The following is a 20772-nucleotide window of genomic DNA, read 5'->3' as shown; positions in this document are numbered from 1 at the left end:
AAAAAAGCCCCCGGACTTTTCAGGCCGGGGGCTTTTTATTCAAACCGCCATCAGTACTTCTTGATGTCAGCCTGGGTTTCCAACTGCTTACGGTAAGCCGCGAAGTCCTGCTGGCCGACACGGGAAGCGAGGAAGCGGCGGTATTGTGCCTTTTCTTCGTCCGTTGGGGCGCTCGCTTCGTTCACGCCGTTCAAGCGCACGATCACCAGGCTGCCGTCAGCCAGGGTCACGGTGGTAAAGGTCGGCTTGTCCTTGGCCGCAGGCTTGGGCATGCGGAACAGGGCTTGCAGCACGGCAGGATCAACCGCTTCAGCATTACGGCTAGCCGCTTCAGTGACTTTCCAGGCCTGGCCATCGACCGGCTGATTCAGCGGGGTCTTGCCATCACGCAGGCTGGCGATCAGCTCGTCAGCGTGAGTCTTGGCCGCCGCGCTGGCGCGTTCCTTGGCCATCTGGGTGCGGATCGCCGCTGCAACGCTTTCCAGCGGCAGTTGTGCAGGCTTGCGGTGCTCTTTGGCACGCAGCACGATGATGGTTTCCGGATCCAGCTCGATGGCGGTGCTGTTGGCTCCCTCATCCAGCACTTCCGGGCTGAACGCAGCGGTGACCACGGCACGGTTGGCCGCAACACCTTCGCCACCTTCACGGCCAAATGGCACGGAGGTATGCACGGTCAGCTTGAGGTCGGACGCGGGTTGAGCCAGGTCGGACGCTTCGAATGCCGCATCTTCCAATTGCTTGGTTGCTTCGACGAAACGCTGTTCGACCTGCTGGGCCTTGAGTTCACGCGTCAGCTTGTCTTTCAGGCTGGCAAACGTCGGCACTTCAGGTGCTTCAACGCCGAGCAGCTTGATCAAGTGCCAACCGAAGGTACTGCGTACCGGCGCCGAGACCTGGTCCTGCTTCAACGCGTACAGGGCGGTTTCGAAATCCGGGTCGTAGACGCCAGGGCCGGCAAAGCCAAGGTCGCCACCATTGTTGGCCGAGCCTGGATCCTGGGAGAACTCCTTGGCCAGGGCGTCGAACTTCTCACCCTTGGCCAGGCGTGCCTGGATTTCTTCGATCTTGGCCTTGGCTTGCGCCTCGGTGACCTTGTCGTTGACTTCAATCAGGATATGCGCGGCACGACGCTGCTCAGCGAGGTTGGCGGTTTCTTTCTCGTAGGCGGCCTGCAGCTCATCATCCTTGACGGTGACCTGGTCGAAGAAGGACGACTTCTTCAATTCCAGATAGTCGATGACCACCTGGTCGGGGGTCATGAACTCTTTGGCGTGTTGGTCGTAGTAAGCCTTGACCTCGTCGTCGGTGAGTTTCACCGCCGCAGGGTTGGCCTTGAGGTTCACGGTGGCGAAATCGCGGGTCTGTTTTTCCAGACGGGCGAATGCCAGCACTTCGGCATCAGTGACGAAACCGCTGCCCGCAATACCTGCGCGAACCTGGCCGATCAGCATTTCCTGGGTCAGCATCTGACGGAACTGCAGACGGCTGTAGCCCAACTGACGGATCACCTGGTCAAAGCGTTCGGCATTGAACTTGCCGTCCACCTGGAATTCCGGCGTTTGCAGGATCACCTGGTCCAGCGCAGCTTCAGAGAAGCCGAACTTCGAATCGGCGGCGCCTTGCAGCAGCAGTTTGCGATCGATCAGCCCCTTGAGGGCCGCATCGCGCAGCAGTTTTTCGTCCAGCAGCGAAGCATCGAAATCCTTGCCGAGCTGTTGCATCAGCTGGCGACGTTGCATATCGACGGCCTGGCTCAGCTCGGGCTGGGTGATGGCTTCACCGTTGACCTTGGCCACGTCCTGCTTGTTAGTACCCGAGGCCTGGAAAATGGCTTCGATACCGGTGAACGCCATCAATGCGACGATGATCCCGATAATGGTCTTGGCAATCCAGCCTTGTGAATTGTCCCTGATATTTTGCAGCATGCGTCCCCCAGAAACGGTTGAACTTCAAAAATAGGCAACCGTGGAGCGTGGGTAGAGTCCGGATAGAAGAAAGGCGCATCCGAGGATGCGCCTTCTCGTAACTGGCGGAGCGGACGGGGATTTGAATTCTCACCCCCGGCGTGGCGACCCAATGAATACGTGGGTCAGCTACCGCTCCGCTGCCAGGCCAGACCTGCGTCCGACCCGGGTAAGCAAAGGCTTGATCGAAGCTTAGTTAACGGCTTCTTTCAGGGCTTTACCGGCTTTGAAACCTGGTTTCTTGGCAGCAGCGATTTGCAGTGCTTTGCCAGTCTGTGGGTTACGGCCAGTGCGAGCTGGGCGGTCAGTCACAGAGAAAGTACCGAAGCCTACCAGTACCACGGAGTCGCCGGCCTTCAGAGCGCCAGTGACGGATTCGATTACTGCATCCAGCGCACGGCCAGCAGCAGCTTTCGGGATATCAGCGGATGCAGCGATAGCATCAATCAGTTCCGACTTGTTCACTCTAAGTCCCCTTATATTTCTATTGAGTATGATTCTAAGTTTTTTGGTAAACAGCAAAAAATCAGTGCTGAATGGCCTACAGACACTTAAGAGCCGCTTTATAACAAGGGCTCTAAAAAACTGTCAAGGAAGCCCCCAGGCTAAATCGCATTAATGCGTGCTAATTCTTTCCTTGGAATCAGACTCTCGCTTTTCGTCCTTAGCGACTATCTCCGGAGCCACATCCGGCAAGGGCTCCGGCGCGTATTGCAGCGCAATTTGCAGGACCTCGTCAATCCATTTAACCGGTTTAATCTGCAGATCCTGCTTGATATTGTCAGGAATTTCCTTCAAGTCGCGAACATTCTCTTCAGGAATGATCACGGTCTTGATGCCACCACGGTGTGCCGCCAGCAATTTCTCTTTCAGGCCACCGATGGCCAATACCTGGCCACGCAAGGTGATTTCCCCGGTCATCGCGACATCGGCGCGCACCGGAATGCCGGTCAGGGCCGACACCAGCGCGGTGCACATGCCTACACCTGCGCTAGGGCCGTCCTTGGGCGTAGCCCCTTCCGGCATGTGGATGTGGGTGTCGTGCTTCTCGTGGAAGTCCAGGGGAATCCCCAGGCTACGGGCGCGGCTGCGCACCACGGTCTGCGCGGCGTGATGGACTCGACCATCACGTCACCCAGGGAACCGGTCTTGATCAGTTGGCCCTTGCCCGGGATCACCGCGGCTTCGATAGTCAGCAATTCGCCGCCCACCTGGGTCCACGCAAGCCCTGTCACCTGCCCTACCTGATCCTGTTGCTCGGCCAGTCCGTAACGGAATTTTTTCACACCCAGGAAGTGCTCCAGGGAGTCGGCAACGACCTTCACGGAGAAGCGTTTTTCCAGCGCATGCTCCTTGACCGCCTTGCGGCAAATCTTCGCAATCTGGCGCTCGAGGCCCCGTACGCCGGCCTCGCGAGTGTAGTAGCGCACGATATCGCGGATCGCCTCGACCTCAAATTCGATCTCGCCCTTCTTCAGGCCATTGGCCGAAATCTGTTTGGGCGCGAGGTATTTGACGGCGATGTTGATTTTCTCGTCTTCGGTGTAGCCCGGCAGACGAATCACCTCCATCGGTCCAGCAACGCTGGCGGAATGTTCATGGAGTTGGAGGTGCACAGGAACATCACGTCAGACAGGTCGTAGTCGACCTCCAGGTAATGGTCATTGAAATTGTGGTTCTGCTCCGGGTCGAGCACTTCAAGCAGCGCCGATGCCGGATCGCCACGCATGTCGCTGCCCATTTTGTCGATTTCATCGAGCAGGAACAGCGGGTTGCGCACGCCCACTTTTGTCATCTTTTGAATCAATCTACCGGGCATAGAACCGATGTACGTACGGCGGTGCCCCCGAATTTCTGCCTCATCACGCACGCCACCCAGGGCCATGCGCACAAACTTGCGGTTGGTGGCACTGGCAATCGACTCGGCCAGCGAGGTTTTACCCACACCAGGAGGACCGACCAGGCACAACACCGGGCCGCGGATCTTCTTCACGCGCTTCTGCACGGCAAGATATTCGAGGATGCGCTCTTTGACTTCTTCGAGGCCATAGTGGTCGGCATCGAGGATTTCTTCGGCACGGGTCAGGTCCAGACGCACCTTGGTCTGGGCTTTCCACGGCACTTGCACCAGCCAGTCGATGTAGGAACGCACCACGGTGGCTTCAGCCGACATGGGCGACATCTGCTTGAGCTTGTTCAGCTCGGCAGTGGCCTTGGTCAGAGCATCTTTGGGCAGACCAGCGGCGTCGATGCGCTTTTTCAGCTCTTCGATTTCGTTGTGGCCTTCCTCACCGTCGCCAAGCTCCTTCTGAATGGCCTTCATCTGCTCATTCAGGTAGTACTCGCGCTGGCTGCGCTCCATCTGCTTTTTCACACGACCACGGATGCGCTTCTCGACCTGCAACAGGTCGATTTCGGCATCCAACAATGCCAGCACGTGTTCGACACGGGTCGACAGGTCGATGATTTCGAGGATGTCTTGCTTCTGCTCGATCTTCAGGGCCATGTGCGCGGCCATGGTATCGACCAGGCGGCTTGGCTCATCAATGCTGTTGAGCGACGAGAGGACTTCAGCCGGGACTTTCTTGCCCAACTGCACATACTGCTCGAACTGCGAGAGCAGGCTGCGTACAAAGACTTCGGACTCGCGCTCAGGGGCCTCGACCTCGTCGATCAACGCCACTTCGGCGCGCAGGTGGCCATCCACCTCCATGAAGCGCTCCACCGCGCCGCGCTGCTCACCTTCGACCAGCACCTTGACGGTGCCATCCGGCAGTTTGAGCAGTTGCAGAACAGTGGCAACGGTGCCGACGCGATACAGGGCGTCTTCGCCCGGATCATCATCAGCTGGATTCTTCTGGGCCAACAGCAAAATCTGCTTGTCGCCCGTCATCGCGGCCTCGAGGGCTTCGATAGACTTCTCGCGCCCCACGAACAGCGGGATAACCATGTGCGGATAGACGACGACATCACGCAACGGCAGGAGAGGCAATTCGATGGTTGTCTTCATGATTTCGCCTCTATGACAGTTGAAAAATAAGCATGAAGCCAAGATGGGGGCTGCATGCAAAAAAAACAAGCTTATTGCCAGCAGTTAAATACAGTAAAAAATTCTGAAAAAACAAAGGGGCCCCTGAAGGCCCCTTGTCTGTACCGAAACTGCGCAGCGCTTACGCGTCTGGCGCAGCCTTGGCGGTCGGCTCACTGTTTTCGTAGATATACAGTGGCTTGGACTTACCTTCTATAACGCTTTCGTCGATCACCACTTTACTCACCTCCGACTGCGAGGGGATTTCGTACATGGTGTCGAGCAACACGCCTTCGAGAATGGAACGCAGGCCACGTGCACCGGTCTTGCGCTCCAGTGCCCGCTTGGCCACCGACTTGAGTGCATCGGTACGGAACTCGAGGTCCACGCCTTCCATTTCGAACAACTTGGCGTACTGCTTGGTCAGGGCGTTTTTCGGCTCGGTGAGGATCTGAATCAAAGCAGCCTCATCCAGCTCGTCCAACGTGGCCAGAACCGGCAGACGGCCAACGAATTCCGGGATCAGACCGAACTTGACCAAATCGTCAGGCTCGACTTCACGCAGGGACTCGCCCACCTTCTTGCCTTCTTCCTTGCTGCGCACTTCTGCACTGAAACCAATGCCGCCACGGGTGGAACGTTGCTGAATAACCTTTTCCAGCCCCGAGAACGCACCACCACAGATAAACAGGATGTTACGCGTGTCTACCTGAAGGAATTCCTGCTGCGGGTGCTTGCGACCGCCTTGTGGCGGTACGGAAGCAACCGTGCCTTCGATCAGCTTCAACAGCGCCTGCTGCACGCCTTCACCGGAAACGTCCCGGGTGATCGACGGGTTGTCGGATTTGCGCGAAATCTTGTCGATTTCGTCGATGTAGACAATACCCATCTGGGCCTTCTCTACGTCGTAGTCGCACTTCTGCAGCAGTTTCTGAATGATGTTCTCGACATCCTCGCCCACGTAGCCAGCCTCGGTGAGGGTGGTGGCGTCGGCGATGGTGAAGGGAACGTTGAGCAGACGAGCGAGGGTTTCTGCAAGCAGGGTTTTACCCGAGCCTGTAGGACCGATCAGCAAGATGTTGCTCTTGCCGAGTTCGACTTCGTCGCCTTTCTTGTCACGCTGGTTCAGACGCTTGTAGTGGTTGTACACCGCTACGGCCAGAACCTTCTTTGCACGCTCTTGACCGATGACGTATTGGTCAAGGATGCCGCTGATTTCTTTAGGCGAAGGCAATTTATGCGCGCTGCTCTCGGCCTGGGCTTCCTGCACCTCCTCACGGATGATGTCATTGCACAGGTCGACGCATTCGTCGCAGATAAAGACCGAGGGGCCGGCAATCAATTTGCGTACTTCATGCTGGCTTTTGCCACAGAAGGAGCAATAGAGCAGCTTGCCGTTGTCCTCGCCGTTGCGGGTGTCAGTCATTCGTTCGATCCAAATCCGATAGGCTTGCAACACAAGATGAAGGCTAATGCGGGCTTTTTCAAGCCCGCCAGTGATCGGATAATCCGACCTGCCCTATTTTGAGCTGCTTATATTAAGCGGGGCGCTTGTCGATCACTGCGTCGATCAACCCGTATTCACGTGCGGCTTCGGCGCTCATGAAGTTGTCGCGGTTGGTGTCGCGCTCGATTTCTTCCAGCGTGTGCCCACTGTGCTTGGCCATCAGCGTGTTGAGGCGCTCGCGGATGAAGAGGATTTCCTTGGCGTGGATTTCGATGTCCGACGCCTGGCCCTGGAAACCGCCCAGCGGCTGGTGAATCATCACGCGCGAGTTCGGCAGGCAGTAACGCTTGCCCTCGGCACCGGCGGTCAGCAGGAATGCACCCATGCTGCAGGCCTGACCAATACAGGTCGTCGATACGTTCGGCTTGATGAACTGCATGGTGTCATAGATCGACATGCCCGCTGTTACCGAACCGCCCGGTGAGTTGATGTAGAGATGGATGTCCTTGTCCGGGTTTTCCGCTTCAAGGAACAGCAGTTGCGCACAGATCAGGTTGGCCATGTAGTCCTCTACCGGACCCACCAGAAAGATCACTCGCTCCTTGAGCAGGCGCGAGTAGATATCGTAGGCGCGTTCGCCACGAGCGGACTGCTCGACAACCATCGGGACCAAGCCGCCAGCGGCCTGGATATCAGAGTTCTGCTGAATATAGGAATTACGGAACATGCTCTGCAGTTACTCCCAAATAGTCATGTCTTGAAAACGCATAAGCCAGCGCGAGGCTGGCTTATGGTTATATTTCCAACGAGTTGGACAATCAGTCGGCTTGTGCTGCTTGCGCCGGTTTGACTGCTTCTTCGTAAGAGACCGCTTTATCGGTCACCTTAGCCTTCTGAAGAACAGTATCCACAACTTGTTCTTCCAGCACAACCGAACGTACTTCGTTCAGTTGCTGGTCGTTCTTGTAGTACCAAGCCACGACCTGCTCAGGCTCCTGGTAGGCCGAGGCCATTTCCTGGATCATTTCGCGAACGCGGTCTTCGTCAGGCTTGAGGTCGAATTGCTTGACCACTTCAGCCACCACCAGGCCCAGCACAACGCGGCGCTTGGCTTGTTCTTCGAACAGCTCGGCCGGCAACTGGTCAGGCTTGATGTTGCCACCAAACTGCTGGACCGCTTGAACGCGCAGGCGATCCACTTCGTTGGACAGCAGAGCTTTAGGCACTTCGATCGGATTGGCGGCCAGCAGACCGTCCATCACCTGGTTCTTGACCTTGGACTTGATAGCCTGACGCAGTTCGCGCTCCATATTCTTGCGAACTTCGGTGCGGAAGCCTTCGATGCCGGTTTCTTTGATACCGAACTGTGCGAAAAATTCTTCGTTCAGTTCTGGCAGCTTAGGCTCGGAAACGCTGTTGACGGTCACGGTGAACTCGACGGCTTTGCCGGCCAGGTCCAGGTTCTGGTAGTCAGCAGGGAATTCCAGCTTCAGGACACGCTCTTCGCCGGCTTTAGCGCCAACCAGGCCGTCTTCGAAACCAGGGATCATGCGGTTGGAGCCCAGCACCAGTTGAGTGCCCTTGGCGGAACCGCCAGCGAACACTTCGCCGTCAACCTTGCCTACGAAATCGATGTTCAGTTGGTCTTCGTTCTGGGCTGCACGGTCGGCCACTTCGAAACGGGTGTTCTGCTTGCGCAGGATTTCCAGCATGTTGTCCAGATCGGCATCAGCAACGTCGGCGCTCAGGCGCTCGACTTCGATACCTTCAAAACCGGCAACCTGGAACTCCGGGAACACTTCGAATACGGCAACGTATTCCAGGTCCTTGCCAGCTTCCAGGGACTTAGGCTCGATCGAAGGCGAACCCGCTGGGTTCAGCTTGTGCTCAACCACTGCTTCGTAGAAGGAAGCCTGGATGACGTCACCCACAGCTTCCTGGCGCGCATCGGCACCAAAACGACGCTTGATTTCGCTCATCGGCACTTTGCCTGGACGGAAACCAGCGATCTTGGCCTTCTGGGCAGTCTGCTGCAGACGCTTGTTGACCGCAGTCTCGATACGCTCTGCTGGCACGGTGATGCTCAGGCGGCGCTCGATAGCAGTAGTATTTTCAACAGAAACTTGCATGGATATTCCTCGTTGCACAGACGTTAGCCGGCCATTTCCGACCCCAATCAAGGGCATGCATTCTAGTGGGTCAAACTCAAGAAGTCACCCTACTGGAAATACGCCCGAAAACAGCCGGCAATTTATCGGTACGAAGGCACTGATGCACCTCGCCCCGGTGACAAAAACCAGCCAATCACGCCAGGGCTCTGCGCCGCCCCTTCTATATATAGAAGAAGTCGTCATCCATCTCCCTGACAGCCAACCCTCAAACGGGGCCAGCAGGCAGCGCGGCATCATCGTGCTACATAATAAATACGACGAAACGCCCTGCCGTTGCGACCCAATACCTGCAGCCGCGAATATTCAAACCGCCAAAACCAAAAAAGGCGCCAGACTGTTAAATCTGGCGCCTTTCGAATATGGGGTGGACGAAGGGGATCGAACCCTCGACAACGGGAGTCACAATCCCGTGCTCTACCAACTGAGCTACGCCCACCATATTGCGTTAACAAAGAAACCAAACCACTTCTTTGTTTAGCCCTGCCCCGCCTGTCGACCGAACAACGCTTTAATTGGTGCGGATGAAGAGACTCGAACTCTTACGCCTCGCGGCGCTGGAACCTAAATCCAGTGTGTCTACCAATTCCACCACATCCGCGCATGAAGCTCTTAAAGCAAAGGCGCCAGATAATTAATCTGGCGCCTTTTCAGAATATGGGGTGGACGAAGGGGATCGAACCCTCGACAACGGGAGTCACAATCCCGTGCTCTACCAACTGAGCTACGCCCACCATCTAGCGCTACTTGTGCCAAAGCTGCCTAATGGCGCACCCGGCAGGACTCGAACCTGCGACCATCCGCTTAGAAGGCGGATGCTCTATCCAGCTGAGCTACGGGCGCCTTATTAATCTGTACTCTTGGAGGATTACAAACTAAGTGCTTTCCAGCCTTGCAAAATAACCATTCTGCTCGACCTTCTTAACCAGTGCTAGGCTGTGCCCGACAAGTGCGACGAATAGTATAGAGGGCCTCGAAACCCGTCAAATCTTTTTTGAAAAAAATTCATTTTATTTAAGGGGTTAGGCCAATTTGCAGACCAAGCGCCTTTGCCCTCACGTCATGGCGTGCGAGAATGCGCGCACTTTTCTTCCCCCTCTCGATGGTTAATCACGCGTAATGACTGCACAACTTATCGACGGCAAATCAATCGCCGCCAGCCTGCGCCAGCAGATCGCCAAACGAGTCACCGAGCGCAGCCAGCAAGGCCTGCGCACGCCTGGCCTCGCGGTGATCCTGGTCGGCAGCGATCCTGCCTCTCAGGTTTATGTCTCGCACAAGCGTAAAGACTGTGAAGAGGTTGGCTTTATTTCCAAGGCCTACGACTTGCCTGCCGAGACCACCCAGCAGGCCCTGACCGACCTGATCGACAGCCTCAACGATGACCCGGCGATGGATGGCATCCTCCTGCAACTGCCGCTGCCCGAGCACCTGGACGCGTCCAAACTGCTGGAGCGCATCCGCCCGGACAAAGACGTCGACGGCTTCCATCCTTACAACGTCGGTCGTCTGGCCCAGCGTATCCCGCTGCTGCGCCCCTGCACGCCGAAAGGCATCATGACCTTGCTGGAAAGCACCGGTGTCGACCTGTACGGCCTCGATGCCGTGATCGTCGGTGCGTCCAACATCGTCGGCCGCCCGATGGCCATGGAACTGCTGCTGGCCGGCTGCACCGTGACCGTCACCCACCGCTTCACCAAGGATCTGGCCGGTCACGTCGGCCGCGCCGACCTGGTGGTGGTGGCTGCCGGCAAGCCGGGCCTGGTCAAGGGCGAATGGATCAAGGAAGGCGCCATCGTCATCGACGTGGGCATCAACCGTCAGGCTGACGGCAAGCTGGTCGGCGACGTGGTGTACGAAACCGCCCTGCCCCGCGCCGGTTGGATCACCCCTGTGCCGGGCGGCGTAGGCCCGATGACCCGCGCCTGCCTGCTGGAAAATACGCTGTACGCCGCAGAGACCCTGCACGGTCAATAACCAGACGTACTTAAAAAGCCCTGCCTTAGCGCAGGGCTTTTTATTGCCCGGGAAAAACCCATTTTTTCTTAGTTTTTAAGCACTTTCGTCTGGATGTAGAAGCACATTCGACAATTTCTGATCCATACTCCTAAAATGTAACGTCATTTTTCACAAAATCCGTTTTCCAACGGTATTCATTACTTTTTTAGCGAGTTCATCCGCGTGAAAATTCGTCTTTCCATTGTCAGCCTGTTTTTTGCCTTCACCGGCACCTTTGCGCACGCCGCCGAATCCACCCTGGCGCCGCGTGATCCCTCCAAGCTGCAGATCGCGTCCGGCAGCGCCATGCTGGTCGACCTGCAGACCAACAAAGTCATTTATGCCAGCAACCCCGACGTGGTGGTGCCGATTGCATCGGTGAGCAAATTGATGACCGGCCTTATAGTGCTTGAGGCCAAGCAGAACATGGATGAGTACATCGACATCAACATCACCGACACCCCGGAGATGAAAGGTGTGTTCTCCCGCGTGAAAATCGGCAGCCAGATGCCGCGCAAGGAAATGCTGCTGATCGCCCTGATGTCCTCGGAAAACCGCGCCGCCGCGAGCCTGGCTCACCACTATCCAGGCGGCTACGCAGCGTTCATCGCAGCCATGAACGCCAAGGCCAAGGCCCTGGGCATGACCAGTACCCACTACGTCGAACCTACCGGCCTGTCGATTCATAACGTGTCGACCGCCCGTGACCTGAGCAAGCTGCTGGCCTATGCACGCAAGTTTCCGATGCTCAGCCAACTGAGCACCACCAAGGAAAAGACCGTTTCGTTCCGCAAGCCCAATTACACTCTGGGTTTCTCCAACACCGATCACCTGATCAACCGCGCCAACTGGGACATCAAGCTGACCAAGACCGGCTTCACCAACCAGGCCGGCCATTGCCTGGTGCTGGTGACCAGCATGGGTAACCGCCCGGTGTCGCTGGTGATCCTCGATGCCTTCGGCAAGTTCACCCACTTTGCCGATGCCAGCCGTATTCGCAGCTGGGTCGAAACCGGCAAGGGCGGTTCGGTGCCGGATGTGGCATTGCGCTACAAGGCCGACAAGAACCTTAAAAGCCGTCCGAATACCGCGGAAGTTCGTCGCTGACCGACACATCTATTGAACCCAACAGGTCCAATGTCAGCGGGAGGGAGCTTGTTCCCTCCCATTCTCACTTATGTTCCGCCAGCACCTTGAGCGCCTGCGCCGCCGCCCGCTCCTGCCCGGCCTGGGCCGTCGCATTCGCCGCCTCGCGCCAGCGCTGCGCATCCACATTCGCCGGCAACTGGCTCGGCCGCTGGGTAAGAATCGCCCAGTGTCCGGCGCTCGCCCACTTCGATTCAAAGTCACTGAAGCTCATCAACAAACGCCGGTCCATGCCCGAGCGCAGCAGCACCGTGCTTTTCTGTTGGTTGAAACCCACCACGACCACGTAGCGCGCGTCAGACCACAGCCCACCGCCCAGACGCGCCATCACCGGATAACCCGCCGCCACTTGCGCCAGTACCGCCGTCAGTTTGGCATCCAGCGGGTACACCATCAGCCCGTATTCACGCGCCAGCACCTGCATGTTGCGCTCCAGGTCCGCTTCGCCGCCCGGTAAACGCAGCGGTTTATCCAGCAAGCCCGGTGTCATCACAATGCCTTGTTGCGACAGCATGCTGGCCAAAGCCGTAGGACCGCTCTGATAAGCCTCGCTACGAAAGGTCGGCACACCGTTGAGTTCGACGCGTTCAGGCAGGCCGGGCAGTTTCGAAGGGTGCCCGGAACAGGCGGCAAGCCCCAGGGTGCAGGCCAGCAACAGGGAAGTTGTAACGTTCGACCGTAACCGCAATTTTTTACTCTCTTGATCAACTGCCGGTAAGGGCACTGATCATAGGACGCTCCGTCACGCGGGTATAGCCCAAAGCCATGGTTCACCGTGCGGCATAGAGCAAACAAGTTGGACGAACACGACCATTGGTCAATAGCAGGCAACCGTCAGGTAGCTAGACTGTCCATTGAGAAGACTGTGTGTGCCCCGTGCGGGGCGAAAGGAGGCCAGAATGAGCCTTGTAACAACGATTTTCATGTTGATCTGCGGGTGGCTGGCGGTCGCCGGCGCCATGTTGTGGGGGGTGTTGCGCATCAGCCGTCGGCACCATCACCCCCACGTCAAATCCGCCAAGCCGCATAAGGCGACGGCGCACCATGCCTAGCCAGGCATGCAATTGAAGTCCTGCGTCGCCGCGACTTCCTTGCCGTGGCCATCCTTCAAGGTTGCGCGCACGGTGGTGCCCAGGCTGGATTCTTCCAAGGTGTAGTGCTCACCCGCCTTGAAATGCTTGTACTCGACGCGGCCCTGGCAATCCTGCTGGTTGTCGTCACCGGGTTCCTCCTGAAACAACGTCACGTCCAACCGGTGATCGCCCGGCGGCACTTCAAAGAAGCGCCCGTCATCCACGCGCTTGCCATCCAAGCGTTCGGCCATCAGGTCGTTCGGTGCTTCCTCCTTCAAACCAATCCAGGCTTCGCTCGGGTCCGCCTTGGGAATCGGGCCGGCGCACGCCGACAGCAGCAGGACGGCACCGAGTGCGGGAATCAACAACAAGGGTTTAAGTGACATGGCAGGGCTCCAAAAAGACGATGTGTCCGATGGGCGACAAGCTTGGCGAGCGGCCCTGTGCAGAACAAATGAATACCTATGAAACGATCTTCAGCCTTGACCTAAATGTTCCTTCACCTGGCTGAAAGGTGCGTGTTAGGTGGGTCGGTCAAGACTGCCGGGGTTTGCAATCCTGCTTTTTCCGGAGATCACGCATGCTCGGGCTGGTAAAGACCGCACTGCAAAAGCCTTACACGTTTATCGTGCTGGCTATATTCATCTGCATCGTCGGGCCGATGGCGGCCCTGCGTACCCCCACTGACGTTTTTCCCGATATCGGCATCCCGGTGGTCGCCGTGGTGTGGCAGTACAACGGCCTGTCCCCGGATGCCATGGCCGGTCGGGTGATCTACACCTACGAACGCTCCCTGAGCACTACCGTCAACGACATCGAACACATCGAATCGCAATCGCTGCCCGGCATGGGCATCGTCAAGATCTTCTTCCAGCCCGGCGTGGACATCCGCACCGCCAACGCCCAAGTGACCGCTGTGTCACAAACCGTGCTCAAACAGATGCCGCCGGGCATCACGCCGCCGCTGATCCTCAACTACAGCGCGTCCACGGTACCGATCCTGCAAATGGCGTTTTCCAGCCCCAGCCTGTCGGAAGCCAAAATCCGCGACCTGGTGCAAAACAACATCCGCCTGCCCCTCAGCGCCCTGCCCGGCCTGGCCATGCCCACCCCCATGGGCGGTAAACAGCGCCAGATCACCCTCGACCTCGACCCCCAGGCGCTGGCCGCCAAAGGCTTGTCGGCACAGGACGTGGGCAATGCCCTGGCGTTGCAGAACCAGATCATCCCGGTGGGCACCGCCAAACTCGGCCCCAACGAATATACGATCCTGCTCAACAACAGCCCCAAGGCCATCGATGAACTCAACGACCTGCCGATCAAGACCGTCGACGGCGCGCTGATCACGATCGGCCAAGTGGCCCATGTGCGTGACGGCTCACCGCCACAAACCAATATTGTGCGCGTCGACGGCCACCGCGCCGTGCTGATGCCGGCGTTGAAAAACGGCAGCATTTCCACCCTGTCGATCATCGACGGCATTCGCCAGATGCTGCCGCGCATCGACGAAACCCTGCCGCCATCGCTGAAGACCTCGCTGCTGGGCGATGCCTCGGTGTTCGTCAAGCAATCGGTCGGCAGCGTGGCCCAGGAAGGCATCATCGCCGCGCTGCTGACCAGTGCGATGATCCTGCTGTTCCTCGGCAGTTGGCGCTCCACCCTGATCATCGCCGCGTCGATTCCCCTGGCGGTGCTGTCAGCCATTGCACTGCTGGCGGCCACCGGGCAAACCCTCAACGTGATGACGCTCGGTGGGCTGGCGTTGGCCGTGGGGATCCTGGTGGATGACGCCACGGTGACCATCGAAAACATCAACTGGCATCTGGAACAAGGCAAGGCGGTGAAGACCGCGATCCTCGACGGCGCCGCGCAGATCGTCGGCCCGGCGTTCGTCTCGCTGCTGTGTATCTGCATCGTGTTCGTGCCGATGTTCCTGCTGCAAGGCATCGCCGGTTACCTGTTCCGGCCGATGGCGCTGGCGGTGATCTTTGCCATGGCCAGCTCATTCGTCCTCTCGCGTACCTTGGTGCCGACGCTGGCGATGTTCCTGCTCAAGCCACATATACCCGAGCAAGGCGCAGGTCATCACCCGGAAGATGCATTCATCAACCACCATGAGGGTGAGCAGCACAACAAACCGCGCAACTCCGCGCTGCAAGCGGTGCTGAATTTTCAGCAGGGCTTCGAGCGCCATTTCTCGAATATCCGCGATACCTATCATGGCCTGCTCACCCTGGCGCTGGGCCAGCGCCGCCGCTTTATCGTCGGTTTCCTGGCCTGCGTGCTCGCCTCGTTCGCGTTGCTGCCGAGCCTGGGCCAGGACTTTTTCCCGGCCACCGATGCCGGCGCACTGGCCCTCCACGTTCGCCTGCCGCTGGGCACACGCATCGAAGAAAGCGCCGCCGCTTTCGACCGCATCGAAGCGCGGATTCGCGAGGTCATCCGCGCCGACGAGTTGGACACCATCGTCGACAATATCGGTATCCCGCTCAGCGGCATCGACATGGCCTACAGCAGCAGCGGGACTATCGGCCCGCAGGATGGCGACATCCAGGTCACCCTGAAACAGCACCACGCCCCCACCGCCGACTATGTGAAAAAACTGCGTGAAGCCCTGCCGCAAAGTTTCCCCGGCAGCCATTTCGCGTTCCTGCCCGCCGACATCAGCAGCCAGATCCTCAATTTCGGCGCACCGGCCCCGCTGGACGTGAAGATCTCCGGGCGCAACGACGCCGAAAACCGTGCGTACGCCGTCGAACTTGAACGCCGTCTGCAACACGTACCGGGCATCGCCGACCTGCGTATCCAGCAGTCCACCGGCTACCCGTCGCTGCAGGTGAATGTCGACCGCCTGCGCGCCGAAGGCCTGGGCATTACCGAGCGTGACGTGACCAACAGCATGGTGGCCTCGCTGGCCGGCAGCTCCCAGGTCGCACCGACGTTCTGGCTCAACCCGGCCAACGGCGTGTCCTATTCGATCGTCGCCGCCACCCCGCAATACCGCCTCGACAGCCTGCCGTCGCTGGAAGCCTTGCCGGTCACCGGCGCCGATGGCCAATCGCAGATCCTCGGCGGTGTGGCCAGCATCTCTCGGGTACAAAGCCCGGCGGTGGTCACCCACTACAACATCGAACCGACCCTGGACCTGTACGCCAACGTGCAAGGCCGCGACCTCGGCGGCGTGGCCCGCGACGTGCAAAAGGTGCTGGATGACACCGCGCACCTGCGCCCCAAAGGCGCGACGATCAGCCTGCACGGCAGATCGATGCCCTGCATGAAGCGTTCAGCGGCCTGAGCCTGGGCCTGCTCGGCGCGGTGGTGCTGATCTACCTGCTGATCGTGGTCAACTTCCAGTCGTGGGTCGACCCGTTCGTGATCATCACCGCATTGCCGGCCGCGCTGGCGGGGATCGTATGGATGCTGTTCCTCAGCGGCACCTCGCTGTCGGTGCCTGCCCTGACCGGCGCGATCCTGTGCATGGGCGTGGCCACCGCCAACTCGATCCTGGTGGTGAGCTTTTGCCGCGAACGCCTGGCCGAACATGGCGATGCGCTCAAGGCCGCCCTGGAAGCCGGCTATACGCGCTTTCGGCCGGTGTGCATGACCGCCCTGGCGATGATCATCGGCATGTTGCCGCTGGCCTTGTCCGAGGAACAAAACGCGCCGCTGGGTCGTGCGGTGATCGGTGGTCTGATCTTCGCCACCGTCGCCACCCTATTGTTTGTTCCCGTGGTCTTCAGCCTGGTCCACGGGCGTCACCCTACTCGCGCAGTTGTTGGAGAAACCCCACATGTCGTCTGATCACACCCCCTCGCGCAAGCGCCTGATGCTCCTGGGTATCGGTGGCCTGACCCTCGCCGCCCTGCTGGTCGCCAACGGCCTGCACGCCCGCACCTTGCACGAACAATCCGTCACTGCCTGGACCGAAACCGCAGCCGTGCCCCAGGTAATGGTGTTCCAGCCCAAACAGAACGCCGCCGGCGATACCCTGCGCTTGCCCGCGCACCTCGAGGCCTGGAGCAAGGCGCCGATTCATGCACGGGTCAGCGGCTACCTCAAGGACTGGAAAGTCGACATCGGCAGCCCGGTCACCGCCGGGCAAATCCTCGCCGAAATCGACAGCCCGGACCTGGACCAACAGCTTGCGCAAACCCACGCAAGGCTGGTGCAGGAACAGGCCAATGCGCGCCTGGCGCAAACCACCGCCACGCGTTGGCAGAACCTGTTGGCCAGCCATTCGGTATCGCGCCAGGAAGCCGATGAAAAAACCTCCAACGCCGCAGCCGCCAAAGCCAACGCCGAAGCCGCCGCGGCCGACTTCGCGCGGCTCTCGGCACTGGAAAGCTACAAGACGATTCGTGCGCCGTTCACCGGCACCATCACCGCGCGCAACACCGATATCGGTCAGTTGATCAAGGCCGATACCGACAGTGATCCGGAGCTGTTCAACATTGCCGACACCCACCAGTTGCGCCTGTACGTGCCGGTGCCGCAGAACTACGCGGCGGTGATCCACCCCGGCCTGGAAGCCGAGCTGACCGTGCCCGAACACCCCGGGGAGCATTTCAAGGCACGCCTGATCGGCGACTCCACCGCCATCGACCGCCGCTCCGGCACCCTGCTCGCGCAGTTCGTGGTCGACAACCCCAGCGGTGAGTTGCTGCCCGGTGATTACGCCGAAGCCACCCTGCCGATTCCAGCCGATACCCACGGCGTGAGCATTCCGGCCAGCGCCTTGATCTTCCGCGCCCAGGGCACTCAGGTTGCGGTGTTGGATGCGCAGAATCATGTGCACCTGCAAACCATACACATCGGCCTGGACCTGGGCGAACGCCTGGTGATCGACCAAGGTTTGAAACCCGCCGATCGCATCGTCGACAACCCGCCCGACGCCCTGCGCGAAGGCGATCCGGTGCAACTGGCCGACGCCTCGGGAGGTGCGCATGCGCCCAAGGCTTAAACCTCTCGCGGCGCTAGTGCTGCTGGCGCTGCAAGGCTGCTCGATGGCGCCGGCCTATACAGCACCGTCGGTTGAACTGCCCGCCAGCTATCGCGAACAGACCAGCGACGGACCATGGCACAGCGCGCAACCGTCCGACTCACTGGCGCCCGCCTGGTGGACGCTCTACAACGATTCGCGCCTCAACAGCCTGCAACAGCAATTGCTCAAGGCCAACCCGGACTTGGCGGCGGCACTTGCGCACTTCGACGCCTCACAGGCCTACGCCAGCCAGCTGCATGCTGGGTTGTTCCCGCAAATCACCGCCAGCGCGCAGCCACTGCGCCAGCGCCAATCGGACTCGCGGCCATTGCGCGGCAGCACCCAGCCGTCGGTATACAACAGCAACAGCGCCGGTTTTTCGTTGAGTTACGACCTGGACCTGTGGGGCAAAATCCGCAACCAGGTGGCGGCCGGCGATGCCCAGGCGCAAGCGAGCGCCGATGACCTGGCGGTGGCGCGCTTGAGCCTGCAACACCAATTGGCGAGTTTGTATGTGCAGCTCAATGGGTTGGATGCGCAGAGCCGAATCCTGAGCCGTTCGCTGGAGGATTTCAGCCAGGCGTTGCAACTGACCCGTAGTCGGTACGAGGGCCAGATCGCGTCGGAACTGGACCTGACCCGTGCACAAAATCAACTGGCCGAAGCCAAGGCGCAGCTGGATGAAGTGCAGGGGCAACGCAACCTCACCGAACACGCTATCGGCGAGTTGGTGGGCGTGGCGGCCAGTGATTTTTCATTGCCGCCAAGCCAGGGGTTGATGGCGTTGCCGGGAATCCCTTCACAACTGCCAAGCCAGCTGCTGCAACGTCGCCCGGATATCGCAGCGGCGGAGCGACGCGTGTTTGCCGCCAACGCCACGATCGGCGTGGCCAAGGCCGCATGGTTCCCGGATTTCAGCTTGACCGGCTTGATCGGCGGGCAGACGCAGGGCGTGGGCAATCTGCTGTCCGCCGGCAATCGGTACTGGGCGCTGGGGCCGCTGATGAATCTGCCGATCTTCGACGGCGGGCGCCTGAGCGCCAATGAACGCCAGGCCAGGGCCGAGTTTGAAGAAGCGTCGGCGCAGTACCGCAGCCAGGTGTTGAAGGCCGTGCGCGAGGTGGAAGACAACCTGGCGCAACTGCGCGATTTGCAGCAGCAAGCACAGGACGAGCAAGCAGCGGCGGATGCGGCGCAGCACACCCAGGCATTGGCAATGAACAGCTATCAGGCGGGCGCGGTGAGCTACCTGGACGTGGTGACGGCGCAGACGGCGGCATTGCAGGCGCAGAGGACATTGCAGGCGGTGCAGACGCGGCAGTTGCAGGCGAGTGTGGGCTTGGTCACAGCCCTGGGCGGCGGTTGGCAGCCTGGCGCCGACCCGATGGCTCCGTAGCTGACCCACCGCAATCGGGGGCAAGCCCCCTCCCACACTGTCCTGCGCCAGACACACATTGTATGAATGCCGTAGATCCAATGTGGGAGGGGGCTTGCCCCCGATTGCGCCCTTCCAGACACATCCTGCCAAAAGCCTGCCGATCAATCCCTTGCCCTCCAACCTAGCCTCTTGAAACCCCCAAAAAAGAGGCCAAGGAATGCCTGACCTACCCGCTTCTCACCGCCTGCGCATCGGTCGCTTCAGCGAACCAAACCGCATCTACCTCATTACCACCAACACCCACGAACGCATCCCCATATTCAACGACTTCCACCTCGGTCGCCTCGTGGTCTGGCAATTTCGTCTCGCCCAGTACCAAGGGCTGGCGAAGTCCCTGGCATGGGTGATCATGCCGGACCATTTTCATTGGCTCATCGAACTACGCAAAGGCTCGCTGGCGGATCTGATGCGGCAGGTGAAATCCAAAAGCACGCGGGCCGTCAACGGCGCGAGCGGTCGCAAGGGCCGGCTTTGGCAAGAGAGCTTTCATGATCGAGCACTGCGCAAGGAAGATGATTTGGTGAAGATGGCTCGGTATGTGGTGGCCAATCCATTGCGAGCAGGATTGGTAAAGAAGATTGGCGACTATCCATTGTGGGATGCAATCTGGATCTAACGCCAACGAGCAGTCAATGTGGGGGCTTGCTCCCGATGGTGTGTCAGCTGGATATGAGCTGACTGACACACTGCCATCGGAGGCAAGCCTCCTCCCACACTTTTTTCCCGCATTTCAGGCCGCGAGCTTGCCGCTGGCGATTGCAGCAGAAGCGGCAACCATGGCACGCAACAACACCGCGCACCCCGCCGCCAGGTCATCCGGGTTGGCATTCTCGATTTCGTTATGGCTGATGCCGCCTTCACACGGCACGAAAATCATCCCCGCCGGGCCCAGCTCGGCGACGAAGATCGCGTCGTGCCCCGCCCCGCTGACGATGTCCATGTTCGACAAGCCCAAGCCATTCGCCGCATTCCGCACGGCGTCCACGCAGCCTTTGTCGAAGTAAAGCGGCGGGAAATCGGCGGTGGGTTCCATCTCGAAGCTCAACCCATGCTTGGCACAGGTGTCGTCGATCACCTTGCGCACCTGGGCGATCATCGAATCCAACCGCGCCGGTTCCAGGTGACGGAAATCCAGGGTCATACGCACCTCACCGGGAATCACATTGCGTGAACCGGGGTACGCCTGCAGGCAACCGACCGTGCCGCACGCATGGGGCTGATGCCCCAACGCCGCCGCATTCACTGCCGCAACCACCGCCGCCGCGCCTACCAGGGCGTCCTTGCGCAAGTGCATCGGCGTCGGTCGCATGGGCTTCAACGCCGCGCAGTTTCAGGTCGAACCATTTTTGCCCGAGGGCGCCGAGCACCACGCCGATGGTTTTTCTCTCATCCTCAAGAATCGGCCCTTGTTCGATATGCGCTTCGAAATACGCACCGACTTTATGCCCACTGACGGGACGCGTCCCGCATAGCCAATCGCATTCAGTGCCTCACCCACGCTGACACCGTCCACATCCCTCTTGGCCAAG

13 protein-coding genes, 4 tRNA genes and 3 pseudogenes are annotated in these 20772 nt (G+C 59.4%); 7 read left to right on the top strand and 13 right to left on the bottom strand.

Features of this window, described 5'->3' with window-relative positions; genetic code table 11:
• Positions 1-50 precede the first annotated feature (50 nt).
• The 10 genes and pseudogenes from JWR98_RS00330 to JWR98_RS00285 form a co-directional block, all read right to left on the bottom strand.
• The gene (locus tag JWR98_RS00330; RefSeq protein WP_205489097.1) at positions 51-1925 is read right to left on the bottom strand and encodes a SurA N-terminal domain-containing protein; all 1875 of its coding nucleotides are present in this window, start codon (positions 1923-1925) and stop codon (positions 51-53) included.
• 231 nt (positions 1926-2156) lie between these two features.
• Entirely contained in the window at positions 2157-2429 is a 273-nt protein-coding gene (locus JWR98_RS00325) for an HU family DNA-binding protein (protein WP_003174819.1), read from the bottom strand.
• A gap of 150 nt (positions 2430-2579) precedes the next feature.
• Positions 2580-4974, bottom strand: a pseudogene (gene lon, locus JWR98_RS00320) (endopeptidase La).
• Positions 4975-5134: 160 nt separating this feature from the next.
• A complete protein-coding gene (clpX, locus tag JWR98_RS00315; RefSeq protein ID WP_003238279.1) occupies positions 5135-6418 on the bottom strand; it encodes an ATP-dependent Clp protease ATP-binding subunit ClpX in 1284 nt (427 codons plus the stop codon).
• Positions 6419-6530: 112 nt separating this feature from the next.
• The gene (gene clpP, locus JWR98_RS00310) at positions 6531-7166 is read right to left on the bottom strand and encodes an ATP-dependent Clp endopeptidase proteolytic subunit ClpP (RefSeq protein WP_116626622.1); all 636 of its coding nucleotides are present in this window, start codon (positions 7164-7166) and stop codon (positions 6531-6533) included.
• 91 nt (positions 7167-7257) lie between these two features.
• On the bottom strand, positions 7258-8568 hold the full coding sequence (tig, locus tag JWR98_RS00305) for a trigger factor (protein ID WP_078733780.1): 1311 nt from the start codon (positions 8566-8568) through the stop codon (positions 7258-7260).
• Positions 8569-8970: 402 nt separating this feature from the next.
• Positions 8971-9046: transfer RNA gene (locus tag JWR98_RS00300), tRNA-His, on the bottom strand.
• Positions 9047-9123: 77 nt separating this feature from the next.
• Positions 9124-9208, bottom strand: a tRNA-Leu gene (locus JWR98_RS00295).
• A 57-nt stretch (positions 9209-9265) separates the two neighbouring features.
• Positions 9266-9341 (bottom strand) — tRNA-His (locus tag JWR98_RS00290).
• Positions 9342-9373: 32 nt separating this feature from the next.
• Positions 9374-9450, bottom strand: a tRNA-Arg gene (locus JWR98_RS00285).
• A 276-nt stretch (positions 9451-9726) separates the two neighbouring features.
• Between JWR98_RS00285 and folD the strand changes: the two genes are divergently transcribed.
• A complete protein-coding gene (gene folD, locus JWR98_RS00280) occupies positions 9727-10584 on the top strand; it encodes a bifunctional methylenetetrahydrofolate dehydrogenase/methenyltetrahydrofolate cyclohydrolase FolD (protein ID WP_205489096.1) in 858 nt (285 codons plus the stop codon).
• A gap of 204 nt (positions 10585-10788) precedes the next feature.
• Positions 10789-11712 carry a D-alanyl-D-alanine endopeptidase gene (gene pbpG / locus JWR98_RS00275; protein WP_003174825.1) on the top strand — a complete coding sequence of 308 codons (924 nt, stop codon included), beginning with the start codon at positions 10789-10791 and terminating at the stop codon, positions 11710-11712.
• 64 nt (positions 11713-11776) lie between these two features.
• Here pbpG and JWR98_RS00270 read toward each other — a convergent pair whose 3' ends face one another.
• The gene (locus tag JWR98_RS00270) at positions 11777-12439 is read right to left on the bottom strand and encodes a peptidase C39 family protein (protein ID WP_003174826.1); all 663 of its coding nucleotides are present in this window, start codon (positions 12437-12439) and stop codon (positions 11777-11779) included.
• Between the two features lie 211 nt (positions 12440-12650).
• On the opposite strand from JWR98_RS00270, the gene JWR98_RS00265 reads away from it, so the two are divergent.
• Positions 12651-12803: a hypothetical protein gene (locus JWR98_RS00265; RefSeq protein WP_179119936.1), complete on the top strand. Its 153-nt coding sequence runs from the start codon at positions 12651-12653 to the stop codon at positions 12801-12803.
• Here the strand turns inward: JWR98_RS00265 and JWR98_RS00260 are convergent.
• Entirely contained in the window at positions 12800-13210 is a 411-nt protein-coding gene (locus JWR98_RS00260) for a PA0061/PA0062 family lipoprotein (RefSeq protein ID WP_078733783.1), read from the bottom strand. The two genes, JWR98_RS00265 and JWR98_RS00260, sit on opposite strands and share 4 nt — an antisense overlap.
• Positions 13211-13404: 194 nt before the next feature.
• Here JWR98_RS00260 and JWR98_RS00255 point away from each other — a divergent pair.
• The 4 genes and pseudogenes from JWR98_RS00255 to JWR98_RS00240 all read left to right on the top strand — a co-directional run bounded on the left by JWR98_RS00255 (position 13405) and on the right by JWR98_RS00240 (position 19859).
• A pseudogene (locus tag JWR98_RS00255) lies at positions 13405-16625 on the top strand (efflux RND transporter permease subunit).
• Positions 16615-17784: an efflux RND transporter periplasmic adaptor subunit gene (locus JWR98_RS00250; RefSeq protein WP_205489095.1), complete on the top strand. Its 1170-nt coding sequence runs from the start codon at positions 16615-16617 to the stop codon at positions 17782-17784. Before JWR98_RS00255 ends, JWR98_RS00250 begins: the two are co-directional and overlap by 11 nt.
• Entirely contained in the window at positions 17768-19201 is a 1434-nt protein-coding gene (locus JWR98_RS00245) for an efflux transporter outer membrane subunit (RefSeq protein WP_078733786.1), read from the top strand. The genes JWR98_RS00250 and JWR98_RS00245 overlap by 17 nt, the downstream gene beginning before the upstream one ends.
• Positions 19202-19400: 199 nt before the next feature.
• The gene (locus JWR98_RS00240) at positions 19401-19859 is read left to right on the top strand and encodes an REP-associated tyrosine transposase (protein ID WP_078733787.1); all 459 of its coding nucleotides are present in this window, start codon (positions 19401-19403) and stop codon (positions 19857-19859) included.
• Positions 19860-19973: 114 nt separating this feature from the next.
• On the opposite strand, the pseudogene JWR98_RS00235 reads toward JWR98_RS00240, so the two are convergent.
• Positions 19974-20772: pseudogene (locus tag JWR98_RS00235) on the bottom strand (hydantoinase/carbamoylase family amidase); the annotation flags it as partial.

Origin of the sequence: Pseudomonas lactucae, assembly GCF_016937615.1 — a bacterium.
GTDB lineage: Bacteria > Pseudomonadota > Gammaproteobacteria > Pseudomonadales > Pseudomonadaceae > Aquipseudomonas > Aquipseudomonas lactucae.
This window is presented reverse-complemented; position numbering and strand designations above follow the sequence as displayed.